Source organism: Pseudobutyrivibrio ruminis DSM 9787 (assembly GCF_900218035.1).
Taxonomy (GTDB): Bacteria; Bacillota; Clostridia; order Lachnospirales; family Lachnospiraceae; genus Pseudobutyrivibrio; species Pseudobutyrivibrio ruminis.
Genome location: NZ_OBMR01000002.1, coordinates 245,300 through 259,734, shown reverse-complemented (window position 1 = coordinate 259,734; position 14,435 = coordinate 245,300). Strand labels below are relative to the sequence as shown.

Here is a 14,435-nt window from a genome sequence, read left to right as displayed (position 1 = left end):
GGAGGATAAAAGAATGTCACAGGAAGCAAAGATTTATTACCAAGAAGATTGTAATCTCTCATTATTGAAGGGTAAGACAATAGCTATTATTGGTTATGGTAGCCAGGGTCACGCACACGCTCTTAACCTTAAGGAAAGCGGATGCGACGTCATTATTGGTCTTTACGAAGGTTCAAAGTCTTGGGCAAAGGCTGAGAAGCAGGGCCTTACAGTATATACAGCAGCAGAGGCTGCAAAGAAAGCTGATATCATTATGATTCTTATCAACGATGAGAAGCAGGCTGATATGTACAAGGCTGACATCGAGCCAAACCTTGAGGCTGGCAACATGCTTATGTTTGCTCATGGTTTCAACATTCACTTTGGTTGCATCAAGCCACCAGCAGATGTTGATGTTACTATGATTGCACCTAAGGCTCCAGGTCACACAGTACGTTCTGAGTACCAGGCAGGTAAGGGAACTCCTTGTCTTGTTGCTGTATATCAGGATGCTACAGGAAAGGCTCTTGATCTTGCACTTGCTTATGGTGCTGGTATCGGTGGAGCTCGTGCTGGTATTCTTGAGACAACATTCAGAACAGAGACAGAGACAGACCTCTTTGGTGAGCAGGCAGTACTTTGTGGTGGTGTTTGTGCTCTTATGCAGGCTGGTTTCGAGACTCTTGTTGAGGCTGGATACGATCCAAGAAATGCATACTTTGAGTGTGTACACGAAATGAAGCTTATCGTTGATCTTATCTACCAGTCAGGCTTTGCTGGAATGAGATATTCTATTTCAAATACAGCTGAGTACGGTGATTACATCACTGGACCAAAGATTGTTACAGAAGATACAAAGAAGGCAATGAAGCAGATCCTTTCCGATATTCAGGATGGTACATTTGCTAAGGAATTCCTTCTTGATATGTCACCAGCTGGTCGTCAGGTTCACTTCCAGGCAATGAGAAAGCTTGCTGCTGAGCATCCAGCAGAAAAAGTTGGTGAGCAGATTCGTAGCCTTTACTCATGGAACAATGAGGAAGACAAGTTCATCAACAACTAATATAAAAAATAAACCGCGAGGCCTAAGCCTCGCGGAAGTTTTTATTATGAAAGAATTTATACAGATGAGATGATATCTTGATTTCGGTGTAGATGTCGGCATATTCACGAGGGGAATATTCAGATATAAAGTTGGTAGGAAAAGCTTTTTTCATACCGCGGGCTTTACATAAATCTACTGCCTTGTTGTAAGCTATAGCAGCTTTTGCTTCGCTATTATAACGGCCGACTATAAAATCACCATTAAGATGAATCTTAGCTGCATAGATTACCTTTCCAGCCTTTTCCTCACGGTATACGCCGTGATATTTATTTACAACTATAATGTTTGAATATCTGAAATCAGTTTCGTCGCCATTGGCGAAGAGAAAGTCCTTACCTTTTACGCTGTAAGGTTTGATGCCATAACGGCCAAGAATGTTGTATTGCATTCCGTAATCACTGACAAACATGTGGCCTCCGCGATACTGAATCTTATGACTTGAATAGTAGAAGAGGTCATCATTGTCGAATTTCAAGATAGTTGTTTTATCTAAATAGTATTGAAAATAATTTCTCTGAAGATATATTGGAGTTTTAATATAAATATGGTTGTCTCTAAAATTTATTAGAGTGATGCACTTATCAAATGGAAGCTCTTTGATTTTGCTTTGCAAATTTAAGATAGTGATATCTTCATTTTTGATAATGCTCCAAGCCTCATTGTAAGCTTTGTTGCATTTAGCTTCTGTAGAAAAGCTACCTATGCTGATGTGTTTTCCATTGTAAGTGATATTGCCACGATAATAGACCGTTCCGTCTTTTTTAGTGGCCTGATATACGCCAGGTTTCATATAGAATCCTCCTATGCATATTATTTTACACTTTTGAGAAGAAAAATGTTTAAAAAATTGGTGAAATAAAGGAATAAAATGAATTTGAAAAAAACTAATTCTAATTTAACAGTTTTTAGAGAAGGAGTAAGAGATGGGGTTCCTATTGGATTAGGATATTTTGCTGTTGCATTTTCTCTTGGAATTCTGGCTAGAACAGCACATTTTACTCCATTGCAGGGTTTTATTAATTCCTTTTTAAATAGAGCTAGCGCAGGTGAATATGCCGTATATACTGTAGTGGCTGCTGGAGCTGGTTTTGTAGAAATGGCAATTATGACTTTGGTTGTAAATGCTAGATATCTACTGATGTCTACGGCCTTAAGTCAAAAATTTGATCCTAAAACCCCTTTGATTCATAGAATGCTAGTGGGATTTAGTGTTACTGATGAAATATTTGCCATAACCATTAACAGGCCTGGTTTTATCAATCCTATATATAATTATGGAGCTTGTGCTATAGCAGTTCCTTGCTGGGCTCTTGGAACTTCATGTGGAATTGTGGCAGGAGAGCTGATGCCTCTTAGAGTTGTGAGTGCATTTTCTGTTGCTTTGTATGGAATGTTTTTAGCTTGCATTATGCCGGAAGCTAGAAAGCATAGAATAGTGGCAGTGTTAATTATAATAAGCTTTGTTCTTAGCTATTTAGCATCTAGATTAGATGTTTTTGCATCCATATCAGCTGGAACGAAAACTATTATTCTTACTGTTGTAATTGCTGCTGTAGCTGCAATACTATTTCCACATCCTATGGAGGAAGACGATGACTAGGACTTATATTTATATATTGGTGGCAGCACTTGTCAGTACGTTTATACGTATTTTGCCGGTCACTGTTTTTAGAAAGCAAATAAAGAATCGATTTATTCGTTCGTTTTTATATTACGTTCCATATGTAACTCTTGCAGTTATGACATTTCCCGCTATCATTGATGCAACACAGGTGAAGCTTGCTGGAATAATTGCATTGATTGTGGGAGTTGTAGCAGCTTGGTTTAATCAAAGCCTATTTAAAGTAGCAGCACTTTGTTGCGTGGTTGTATTTATAGCGGAATTGGTTTTGATATGATGTTTAACTTGCAATAATCACAAAAAAGACTCTTAGGAGTCTTTTTTTATTGTGTAGAATTTTGATATTTTTAAATAGAATTTTATATTTTAAACAAAAAAGTGAACTGTTATTATTTATTCATAGTTAAAAACGACAACAAAGTTGTCAAGAAAACACAGGAGGAGAAGGTAAAATGAAAAAACGTGTTCTAGGTTTAATGATGACAGCCGCTCTTGCAATGGGGTTATTTGCAGGATGTGGCCCTGCAGACACAGGCGCTGATCCAGCTGCTACAACTGACACAGCAACAGAATCTTCTGATTCTTCTGCACCAGCAGCTTCAAACGGAAAGAGAGTTGCAGTTGCAATGCCTACTCAGTCTTCAGAGAGATGGATTAACGATGGTAGCAACATGAAAGAGAAGCTTGAGGCTCTCGGATATGAAGTTGATCTTCAGTATGCTGAGGATGACGTTCAGGCTCAGGTATCTCAGATTGAGAACATGATCGCTGCTGGCGCTGATTGCTTAGTAATCGCTGCAGTTGACTCATCAGCTCTTGTAAACGTAGAAGAGCAGGCTAAGGAAGCTGGTATTCCTATCATCGCTTATGACCGACTTCTTATGGATACAGACGCTGTAAGCTACTATGCAACATTCGATAACAAGGGTGTTGGTACAGCAATTGGTAAGTACATCGAAGAGTCAAAGGATTTGGCTAACACAGATGAGACTTACACAATCGAGTTCTTCATGGGATCTCCAGATGATAACAACGCTGTAATGCTTTACAACGGACTTATGGAAGTTCTTCAGCCATACCTTGATGATGGTACATTAGTATGTAAGTCAGGTAGAACATCATTTGATGATACATGTATCCTCAGATGGTCTCAGGAAACAGCACAGCAGAACTGTGAAAACTACTTAACAGGTTTCTATGCTGATGAAAAGCTTGATATCTGTGCAACAGCTTTTGATGGTTTTGCATATGGATGTAAGGCAGCTCTTGAAGGAGCAGGCTACACAGTTGGCGAAGATTGGCCACTTATCACAGGTCAGGATGCTGAGCTTATGGCTACAAAGAACATCATCGCTGGATCACAGACAATGTCAATCTACAAAGACACACGTCTTCTTGCTGACAAGTGCGTAACAATGGTTCAAGCAGTTCTTGAAGGTTCAGAGCCAGAAATCAACGACACAGAGCAGTACAACAATGGAAAGATTACAGTTCCTTCATACCTTTGCACACCAGTTGCAGTAGATAAGGACAACTACAAAGAAATCATTGTTGACGGTGGCTACTACACAGAGGAGCAGTTAGCTGAATAGTAATTAATGTATTAATTGTAGTGGCGGCTTAGTCTTAAGTCGCCATTACTTTTAAGAAGGAGAAGAATATGTCAGATTACATCTTGGAAATGAAGCATATTGTAAAAGAGTTTTCTGGAGTTAGAGCCCTTGATGATGTTAATCTGCAGGTTAAAAAGGGAGAGATTCATGCTCTTTGTGGGGAAAATGGTGCTGGAAAATCTACTCTGATGAATGTTTTATCAGGAGTTTATCCATACGGCTCATATGAGGGAGATGTTGAATATCACGGCGAAATCTGCAAATTCCATAACTTAAGAGATTCAGAGGCGAAAGGAATCGTTATTATCCATCAGGAGCTTGCTCTTAGCCCACTTCTTTCAATTGCTGAAAATGTTTTTCTAGGTAACGAACAGCTTAAAATGAAGGGCGTAATTGATTGGACAAAGACAAGACAAAAAGCCCAGGAAATGTTATCTAGAGTTGGTCTTGAAAATGAAAATGTCAATGCCCCTGTTAATTCACTTGGTGTTGGTAAACAGCAGCTTATTGAAATTGCAAAGGCAATGGCAAAAAAGGTTGAGCTTCTTATTTTGGACGAACCTACAGCGGCTTTGAATGATGAGGAGTCAAAGAAGCTTCTTGATATCATGTTTGAATTAAAGAAGCAGGGTATTACATGTATTATTATTTCTCACAAATTGAACGAGATTAGCTATGTTGCTGATGCCGTTACAATTATCAGAGATGGTAAGACAATCGAAACACTTGTTAAGGGTGTAGATGATTTCTCTGAAGATAGAGTAATTAAGGCAATGGTTGGTCGTGAAATGACTAATCGTTATCCTGAAAGAGAAGGTGTCACTATTGGTGATACAATCTTTGAGGTTAAGAATTGGAATGTATATCATCCTGATGATCCAGATCGTCAGGTACTTAAGGACATTAATATCGAAGTTAAAGCTGGTGAGGTTGTTGGCCTGGCTGGTCTGATGGGAGCAGGCCGTACCGAATTTGCCATGAGTGTATTCGGTCATAGCTATGGTCAGAAAATCTCAGGAACTGTAAAGATAAATGGCAAAGAAGTCCATTTAAATACAGTCAAGGATGCTATTGATAACAAGCTTGCGTATGTAACTGAGGATAGAAAGACAAATGGTCTTATTCTTATTGGCGATATCAAGGAGAATATGACACTTGCTGCTCGTCCTAAGTTCTTCTCAAAGCATGGTGTTATTAATGGGAACGAGGAAATCCTTGCGGCTGAAGAATATAAAAAGAAGATTAACGTAAAATCGAATTCCATCAATCAGGTTGTTGGATCACTTTCAGGTGGTAACCAGCAGAAGGTTGTCCTTGCTAAATGGATGCTTACACAACCGGATGTATTGATTTTGGATGAGCCAACTCGTGGTATCGATGTTGGTGCTAAATACGAAATTTACTGTATTATCAACGATTTAGCAAAGGCTGGAAAAGCAGTCATTGTTATTTCTTCTGAAATGCCTGAAATCATTGGTACCTGTGACCGTATTTACGTTATCAATGAGGGCGAGATTGCGGGAGAGCTTTCTAGTGCAGAAGTATCTCAAGAAAAAATCATGCAGTGTGTAATGGCACATAATAGAAAGGATGATGGAAATGAAAAATAAAAAAGCTAGTCTTGATATGAAACAATACGGCATGTTCATTGCCCTTATTGTTATTTATTTGATATTTGCCATTCTTACTGGTGGCAAAAACCTTACACCAATGAACATCAACAACCTTGTTATGCAAAATGGTTACGTTGTTATCCTTGCAATCGGTATGTTGCTTTGCGTATTAACAGGTAACGTTGACCTTGGTGTTGGTTCTGTAGTTGCATTGTGTGGTGCCACAGCCGGTATCATGATGATGGACTACAAAATGAATATGTGGGTTGCAATTATTGCAGCACTTGCTATCGGCCTTTTAGTTGGTATGTTTGCTGGATTCTTTATAGCATATTTGAGTATCCCACCATTCGTAGTTACCCTTGCTACAATGCTTATGGGTAGAGGATTAACATACACACTTTTACAGGCTCAGACAAAAGGTCCTCTTCCTTCAAACTACAACTTCATCGGTGCAGGCTTCCTTCCTACATACAAAATATTCTTTGGTGATGGTATTCTTGATTTAGTTTCAATTGCTGTTGCACTTATTGCATCTGTAGCTCTTATTTGGAACGAAATCAGAGGAATCAAGACAAAGAAGAAATATAACTTTGTACTTACTCCTACATGGCAGACAGTCACAAAGCTTGTAATCGAGCTGTTTATCATTTGGTTCTTCTTCTACAAGCTTGCTCGTTATAACGGACTTCCATTTGTACTTCTTATTATGGTTGTGCTTATCGGAATATATGCATTTGTTACAACAAAGACTGTTGCAGGTCGCCAGATTTATGCATTAGGTGGCAACAGAAAAGCAGCTAACCTTTCAGGTATTGATACAAATAAGGTTTTCTTCTGGGTATACACAAACATGGGCGTTCTTGCAGCTATCGCAGGTATCGTTCTTTCAGCTAGAAACGGATCATCAACTCCAAAGGCTGGTGATGGTTTCGAGATGGATGCTATTGCATCTTGCTACATCGGTGGTGCTGCCGTAGCTGGTGGTTCTGGTTCTATTCTTGGTGCAGTTGTTGGTGCCTTCGTTATGGGTGTTCTTAACAACGGTATGTCACTTTTTGGATGGTCAACAGATATCCAGAAAATCGTAAAGGGTGCTGTACTTCTTGGCGCTGTTACTGTAGACGTTCTTTCAAAGCGTAAAAAGAACTAAACATTAAATATAAGCTACAAAAGGGATGCCCTAGGGCATCCTTTTTTGTTATAATCATAGATAACGATGGGGGTCGTTATTTATAGGGAGAGGTTTTTATGTATAATGTTATGCTTGTAGACGATGAGGAGGAAGTCCGCATCGCCATTGAAAAAAAGATTAATTGGCAGGATTTGGGGTTTAATGTTGTTGCAACTGCTGAAAACGGTCAGGATGCTTTGGAGAGAGCGCTTGAGGCTCAGCCGGATGTGGTTATGACCGATATTAACATGCCTTTCATGAATGGCCTTGAGTTTTCAAAGCAGTTAAAGGCGGAGCTTCCTGCAACAAAATTCGTTATTTTCTCTGGCTATGATGAGTTCGAATATGCCAAGGAAGCAATCGAGCTATCAGCCGAGGAATATATTTTAAAGCCTATTGATGCAGATGAGCTGCATTCTATTTTTACTCGTCTCAAACACACCTTGGACGAGGAGTTTGACAAGAGACGCAATCTTCAAAATCTTGAAAAGTACTATCAGGAGAGCTTCCCATTTTTTAGGGAACAGTTTCTTATTGGCCTTATTGAGGGGCATATTGAGGTCGATAGGATAGCTGAGATAGCGTCTGATTACGGAGAAGATATTAAGGGGAATTTCTATGCCGTCGGCATAATCAAATTATCCTTTGAAAACAGTGAACAATTTAATACAACCGATAGAAAGCTTTTTTCTGTTTCCCTGAATCAGCTTGCAAAGGAAACATTAAAGGATTACGGAAATTATCATTGCTTAAATTACCTGGGTAATGTTATTGTGCTGGGCTGCTTTGAGAAAGAAGATGAGTACGAGGAGTTTGTATCTAATCTGGATATGATTTGTAAGCTCTCAGCCAAGCTTATAGAGGTGCCTACTACTGCAGGTGTAGGAATGATGGTTAACGATTTGAAGGATTTGTTTAGTTCATTCAAATCAGCCAGGGAGGCCACTGCCTATAGAAAGCTTTTTGATGAAAACCAGGCATTTTCAATTATGGATGTGGAGCCGGACAAGACAGAAATCAATCTTTTTGAAAATGATAACGTAAATACGATACTTAAGCTTATCAAGATTGGCTCTACTGATGAATTGAATGGAGCTATTCATGAATTCTTTTCTAACTTTAGTGAAAAAGGAATTGGCTTGTACCAGATGAAGATTTCTATTTTGGAGGCTTATTTTGAGGTCCTTAAGCTTGCAAAGAATTATGATATTTCAGGCTCATCAATTGATGGTAATGATGGAGATATTTTTGAGTTTTTGGACAACATCGATTCAATACAGGATGTAGAAAAGTGGTTTTTAGATAAGTGTTTCTTCATACAAAAGGAAATCAAAAAGAGTCGAATGGACTCCACGGAAGTGCTTGTAGATAAAGCGAAGGAATATATCAAGGAGCATTTTAAGGATTCAGATTTGTCGGTAGATAAAGTTTGCTCAAATCTTAATGTAAGCGCTAATTATTTTTCTGCTGTATTTAAGAAAAACACAGGGGAAAGCTTTGTATCATATCTAACTGATATTAGGTTGAAAAAGGCAGTAGAGCTGCTTGAAACTACAGATGAAAAGGCCTATGTAATTGCAGGTCTTGTTGGCTACGATGAGCCAAATTATTTCAGCTATGTATTTAAAAAGGCTTATGGCATATCACCATCAAAGTATAGACAGCAAAGGGAAAGCTAATGAAACTTTTTGATTTTCAAAATCAATTTCATAGATTGCGTCGTGCTTCCAAGCGAAGAAGTATTCAGCTTGTTATTTCTATTTCCTTCACCTTGGTTGCCATAATCAGTATGAGCTTTATGGCCATGGCCTTTTATACAAACTATATCAATACATCTAGACAGAATGCTATTGATAACGATGAGAAGATAGTAGAGCAGATAAGTTGGAATCTTAATTCGTATTTACGTAATATGATGGGCGTTTCAAATAGTATGTACTACAGCGTAATCAAGAATCTGGATTTGACTAGCGATAGTATGACTAAAGAAATGGATATCCTGTACGAGGCGAATAAGGATGATCTTATCAGCATCGCCTGCATTTCCCAGGATGGGGCCCTTATTTCTGCTGCGCCAATTGCCACCAGAAAAAATGGGGTGGATTTTACGGAGCAGTCCTGGTTTAGCGATACTGAAGAAGAGAAAGTGGAGAATTTTCATTTTTCTGCTCCACATGTACAAAACATGTTTGAAAGCGACAATTATCGATATTATTGGGTAGTTTCTCTCACTCGTAGTATCGACTTGAATTACATGGGCTACATCAGGCGAGGAATCCTTTTGGTAGACATGAACTATTCTGCTATAGAGCAGATGTTTATGAAAGCAAATGAGTCAGGTGAGGGCTATGTCTATCTGATAGATTCAAATGGAGAAATAATATATCATCCTGCTCAGAAGGCTATATATTCAGGTCTTGCAAACGAAAATAATATTGTGGCATCCGGCTATGATGATGGAAACTATATCGAGACATTTGAAGGCAATGAGAGAGCTGTTATCGTGAAAACGGTAGGCTATACAGGGTGGAAAATAGTATCAGTAACACCTGTTAAGGAGCTGATAGGTGAAAGCTTCCAGCTGCGTGTATTCATGCTTATTATTCTTACAATAACTATTTTTATGATTCTTTTTGGAAACCTTTTCATTGCAAGAGTGGTTACTGATCCAATAAAGAAGCTTGAAGATTCCATTGGCGTTATTGATGCAGGTATGCTTGATGAAGATGTGATTTTTATCGGTGGTACTCATGAAATCAGACATTTGGGCCGCACCATCAAATCTTTGGTAGTCCAGATGAGGACAATGATGGAAGAAAGCGTTGCGGAGCAAAAAGAAAAACGTAAATCCGAATTGAATGCCCTGCAGGCCCAGATAAATCCACATTTCCTTTATAATACCTTGGATTCTGTTGTTTGGATGATTGAATCGGAGAAATATCCAGAGGCTATTTCTATGATTACAAGCCTGGCATCACTGTTTAGAATCAGTCTTAGCAAGGGCAACAACATCATTACAATCAGAGATGAGATTACCCATGCAAAGAATTATTTAGCCATCCAGAAGGTGCGCTATAAAAATAAATTTGAAGCCAATATCGACGTTGATCCTGCGATAGAGGATTGCATTACTATCAAGCTTATTATTCAGCCTCTTATCGAAAATGCCATTTATCATGCTGTGGGGGATTTGTATGATGAAGGCGTAATAGATATAAAGGGCTATGAAAAAGACGGAGATATTTATATCGAGGTTAAGGATAATGGAATGGGAATTCCTCCGGAGAAACTGAAGGATTTGCTTAAGGAAAAGGGCAAATCTCAAGGCAAAGGCTCTGGTATCGGATTGTGGAATATCAATCAGCGTATCAACCTGTATTTTAAGGAGGACTATGGACTGAAAATTGAAAGCGAATTGGATGTAGGAACTACTGCCATAATTCATTTGCCAAAGATTTCCTACCAGGAATATATGGGAGGTGATGGAAATGAGAAGAAATAGATTCTTTATCGGTATGTTCCTTGTACTTATCCTATTGATCATTGTTGAGTTTTATGTTTACGCCAACTCTAGTGTATTTGAGGGAGAGGATGAGCGTATTTCATTTGTTGTTACAGGAGACAATCTGGACGACTGGGAAACATTAAAATCTGGTGCTGAAACAGCTGCGCTAGACAACAAGTGTCAGGTTACATTTTTGAATAGCCCTGTATCTGCTGGAGTGGAAGGCGAAATAGAGCTAATCAATAGACAGATATACGAGGGGGCTGAATATGTTTATGTGGCATCTGGCTACTATGACGAGCTCTACGAATATATAAAAGAACAAGGCCTGAAAAGCAAAGTCAGGTTTGTAAAAAATGGTAGCTGTGGGGATGATAAATATTCAATCATTGCTGATGACTATTCTATGGGAAAAGATTACGGTAAATATATAATCGACGATGGCTTTTCAGGTTCCTTGTATGTTATGTATAGTTCGGATTCTGTAAATAATCTGAATTTTATCAAGGGACTTGAGGAAGCTGTAGATGGTTCGGATGTCTATTTAAAGAGAGAATATGTCACCATGGATGATAGCTCCCTAATAAACCATATTTATAACATATACAAATCTGGATTGTATAACGGAATGATTTTGTTGGATGCCAATGTGCTTGATTGTGCAATGTCATTGGGGGTTGATCAAAAATCAGGCTTTGCAATTTATGGAGTTGATGATAGACAGGCTGCAGTTTATTACCTTGATAGTGGTTCTATTCAAGCTCTTGCCTGTAAGGATGATTATACAATAGGGTATTTGGCGGTAAAGGCTGTGCTTAATAATGGAGATAAGGTTTCTGATGAAGGCGTGCCTCTTTATTACATAATCAATAAAGAACAGATTTATTCAGAGGAGTATGAAAAAATCCTATTTCCATTTGTTAAATAAGAGGATGTAATGAGTAAGAGAAGGTTATTTTTGTGTGGAATAGCATTAATTGCTGTGGCTGGCGGTATTTTTGGCGGCTACCATATGGTTCAATCCAAGGAAAAGACTGAACCTCAGGTAATAAGAATTGGTATTACTATGTACAATCAGTATGATCCTTTTACAGAAGAAATCAGGCATAATATTGAAGATTATCTAGCGCTATATGGTACGGAAAATGATATTGAAGTTGATAGTACTGTTGTATATTCTGGCAAGAATCAGTTGGTACAAAACGACCAGGTTATTGATTTTATCGAAAAAAACTATGACGTCATATGTGTGAATCTGGTTGATAGAACAGATCCTTCTGTAATAATTGAGGCCGCCAAATCAGCCGATGTTCCAATTATTTTCTTTAATCGCGAGCTTGTAGAAGATGATTTGAAACGATTTAACAAGCTTTATTATGTTGGCGCCAGACCTGAGGATAGTGGCCAGATGCAGGGGCAGATTGTGATAGATGAGTTAAATGAACGATTTGATGAGATTGATGTTAATGGGGACGGCATCATCCAATATGTTCTTTTAGAGGGGGAAGCTGGCCACCAGGATGCCATCCTTCGAAGTCGTGTTTCTGTGGAAACAATAAAATCTGCGGGATACGAGATGGAAATGTTGGGAGATGAAATAGCAAATTGGGATAGAAAACAGGCCCAAACAAAAATGACATCTCTTTTGGCAGGCTACCCTAGGCAGATAGAATTGGTTCTGGCTAATGATGATAATATGGCTATTGGTGCACTTGATGCATTGACTGAATTTGGTGTGCAAACCTATCCTTTAATTGTAGGAGTTAATGGTCAGGAAGAAACTATCGAAGCAGTGAAGGAAGGGCTAATCGCTGGTACGGTTTACAATAATGCCAAAAAGAAGGGGGAGATTATAGCTCATATATCATATAGTCTTGCAGTTGATGGGCATATTCCTTCGGATATTGAACTGGAGAATAATAAGTATTATTATGTCCCTTATGAGATAATAACTAGGGAGAATGCTGAAAATTATGACACAGATTGAACATGACTATAGCGAAGAAATAATTGCAAAAATTAAGGCCGACTATAGAGGAAATAATCTTCCTGATATTGAGATGTTTGGTAGAAATAATGCTGAAAGTTATTTGTACTTTGACAATGAAAGTATTCGAGAGGTTATAAAAAATGAATCGGGACTTTTTAAAGATATTACAGTTTCTTTAGATGAAATCTCTAAGGTTATTTGTAAAGGCGATTTTATGTATTTGGAATCAAAGGATTACACATTTGCTGTGGATTTAAGAAAGGCAAATCCGATAGTTATTGATTCGTTAAAAAAGGATATTAAAGATAGCAAAAAGAATAGTAACAGATTTCAAGTAAAGAATGCTTCCGATGTAAATAATGAAGCTGCGAAGTCATATTTCAAGGAAGCTAGGAAGAAAACTAATCGTCATGGGAGAATACCGCTTAAGCAAAGATTCAAAATTCCTTTGGCTTTTGGCGTGGCAGGAATTGTTTTTAGTTTAATCGATATGCTAGATCCTTTGTATGGTGCAGCCTTTTCTCCTAATTTTGGTATTGGAAGTTTTGTTTCCTGCTTAATTTCTGGCTTAGAGTTTTTTGTTTTTGGCTTTTTCTTTATTTTTTTTAGTATATGGTTTAGAAATTTAGATGAAAACAAGAAAATCTGGGCTATTGTTTGTTTTCCAGTGACAATCACTGCATTTGCAATAATTGGTGTGCTAGGAGCCATTCCTTATATTATTCATTTATTGATATTAGGAGATGAAAGCTATATGCTTCCTAAAATTATCGATGTGGCAGCAAAAATCACTATTGTTATTGTGTCTATTTTATTTGTTGCTTTGATAGGACTTATTGTGGTTATATTTTAAATAACAGTTGCTAATATAGGCTTTAAAGGGGTATAATCTTTAAAGTCTATATTTATGTCTAAAAGACTAAATGGAGGTTTATTTTGCTAAATAAATTAGAGAAAAAATTCGGTAAATATGCAATTAGAAACCTGACACTTTATTTACTGTTAGGTTACGCTGTTGGATATTGTCTTTTGTTTGGTGAAAAATATACAGGGGTTCCTTATATTTCTTATCTTACATTAGAACCTTATTATATTATCCATGACTTGCAGATATGGAGATTATTTACATGGGTTCTTATTCCACCTAGAATTAGCATTATATGGGCAGTTTTTATGTTCATTCTTTATTATCAATTAGGTGGGGTGTTAGAAAACACATGGGGTACATTTCGTTTTAATGTATATATTTTCGGAGGAATTCTCTTTACTATTATTGGTGCATTCCTTACCTATTTTATCAACGGCGATCCATATGCTAGTATTGGCGGTGTTGTAAGCACATATTACATTAATCTGTCCATATTTTTGGCGTTTTCAATGTATTTTCCAGATATGCAGTTGTTGCTTTACTTTGTTATTCCTGTAAAGATGAAATGGCTTTCAATCTTTTATGTAGTAATTATCGGTTATGAAGTGTTAGCAAATCTGCTTACAGGTAATTGGGCTGCAGCTGTTCCAATTATTGCATCCCTTTTGAACTTCGTCATATTCTATTTTTCTACTAAAAATATGACACGATTCAATCCAAAGGATATCCATAGACGAAACGAGTTTAAACGACAGGCAACACCACCACGTACTCAGTACCGTGATGGCACACCTATTGCAAGACATAAATGTGCTGTGTGTGGGCGCACAGAGCTTACAAACCCAGGTTTGGAGTTCAGATTCTGTAGTAAATGTAATGGTAATTATGAATATTGCAGTGATCATTTGTTTACACACAATCACATTAGATAAATCTAAAATATAATTATTGAAGGGACAATAAATAG

The 14,435-nt window shown here is 37.8% G+C and carries 13 protein-coding genes; 12 read left to right on the top strand and 1 reads right to left on the bottom strand.

The features are described from left to right. The first annotated feature begins 13 nt into the window (after positions 1–13). Positions 14–1,042 carry a ketol-acid reductoisomerase gene (gene ilvC / locus CRN97_RS01280; protein ID WP_028236037.1) on the top strand — a complete coding sequence of 343 codons (1,029 nt, stop codon included), beginning with the start codon at positions 14–16 and terminating at the stop codon, positions 1,040–1,042. 22 nt (positions 1,043–1,064) lie between these two features. Here ilvC and CRN97_RS01275 read toward each other — a convergent pair whose 3' ends face one another. Then, complete coding sequence (locus CRN97_RS01275) at positions 1,065–1,874, bottom strand: hypothetical protein (protein ID WP_097075552.1); 810 nt, start codon at positions 1,872–1,874, stop codon at positions 1,065–1,067. A 78-nt stretch (positions 1,875–1,952) separates the two neighbouring features. Between CRN97_RS01275 and CRN97_RS01270 the strand changes: the two genes are divergently transcribed. The 11 genes from CRN97_RS01270 (at position 1,953) to CRN97_RS01220 (ending at position 14,400) form a co-directional block, all read left to right on the top strand. Next, positions 1,953–2,684: an AzlC family ABC transporter permease gene (locus CRN97_RS01270; protein WP_097075551.1), complete on the top strand. Its 732-nt coding sequence runs from the start codon at positions 1,953–1,955 to the stop codon at positions 2,682–2,684. Beyond that, positions 2,677–2,982 (top strand): AzlD domain-containing protein, encoded by a 306-nt coding sequence (locus CRN97_RS01265; RefSeq protein WP_074789012.1) that lies wholly within the window; start codon positions 2,677–2,679, stop codon positions 2,980–2,982. The genes CRN97_RS01270 and CRN97_RS01265 overlap by 8 nt, the downstream gene beginning before the upstream one ends. A gap of 175 nt (positions 2,983–3,157) precedes the next feature. After that, the gene (gene chvE / locus CRN97_RS01260) at positions 3,158–4,297 is read left to right on the top strand and encodes a multiple monosaccharide ABC transporter substrate-binding protein (RefSeq protein ID WP_097075550.1); all 1,140 of its coding nucleotides are present in this window, start codon (positions 3,158–3,160) and stop codon (positions 4,295–4,297) included. A 68-nt stretch (positions 4,298–4,365) separates the two neighbouring features. Next, on the top strand, positions 4,366–5,928 hold the full coding sequence (gene mmsA / locus CRN97_RS01255; protein WP_097075549.1) for a multiple monosaccharide ABC transporter ATP-binding protein: 1,563 nt from the start codon (positions 4,366–4,368) through the stop codon (positions 5,926–5,928). Next, positions 5,918–7,084, top strand: a complete 1,167-nt coding sequence (gene mmsB / locus CRN97_RS01250; protein ID WP_081821942.1) for a multiple monosaccharide ABC transporter permease — start codon at positions 5,918–5,920, stop codon at positions 7,082–7,084. The genes mmsA and mmsB overlap by 11 nt, the downstream gene beginning before the upstream one ends. Positions 7,085–7,182: 98 nt before the next feature. After that, positions 7,183–8,784, top strand: coding sequence for a response regulator transcription factor (locus CRN97_RS01245; RefSeq protein WP_097075548.1), 1,602 nt, complete (start codon positions 7,183–7,185; stop codon positions 8,782–8,784). Then, positions 8,784–10,607, top strand: coding sequence for a sensor histidine kinase (locus tag CRN97_RS01240; RefSeq protein WP_097075547.1), 1,824 nt, complete (start codon positions 8,784–8,786; stop codon positions 10,605–10,607). Before CRN97_RS01245 ends, CRN97_RS01240 begins: the two co-directional genes overlap by 1 nt. Further along, positions 10,594–11,538, top strand: coding sequence for a substrate-binding domain-containing protein (locus tag CRN97_RS01235; protein ID WP_179670636.1), 945 nt, complete (start codon positions 10,594–10,596; stop codon positions 11,536–11,538). The genes CRN97_RS01240 and CRN97_RS01235 overlap by 14 nt, the downstream gene beginning before the upstream one ends. Before the next feature lie 9 nt (positions 11,539–11,547). Next, on the top strand, positions 11,548–12,597 hold the full coding sequence (locus tag CRN97_RS01230) for a galactose ABC transporter substrate-binding protein (protein WP_097075545.1): 1,050 nt from the start codon (positions 11,548–11,550) through the stop codon (positions 12,595–12,597). Continuing rightward, complete coding sequence (locus CRN97_RS01225; RefSeq protein ID WP_097075544.1) at positions 12,584–13,453, top strand: hypothetical protein; 870 nt, start codon at positions 12,584–12,586, stop codon at positions 13,451–13,453. Before CRN97_RS01230 ends, CRN97_RS01225 begins: the two co-directional genes overlap by 14 nt. Positions 13,454–13,536: 83 nt before the next feature. Further along, on the top strand, positions 13,537–14,400 hold the full coding sequence (locus CRN97_RS01220) for a rhomboid family intramembrane serine protease (protein WP_242961981.1): 864 nt from the start codon (positions 13,537–13,539) through the stop codon (positions 14,398–14,400). Positions 14,401–14,435: the final 35 nt, after the last annotated feature.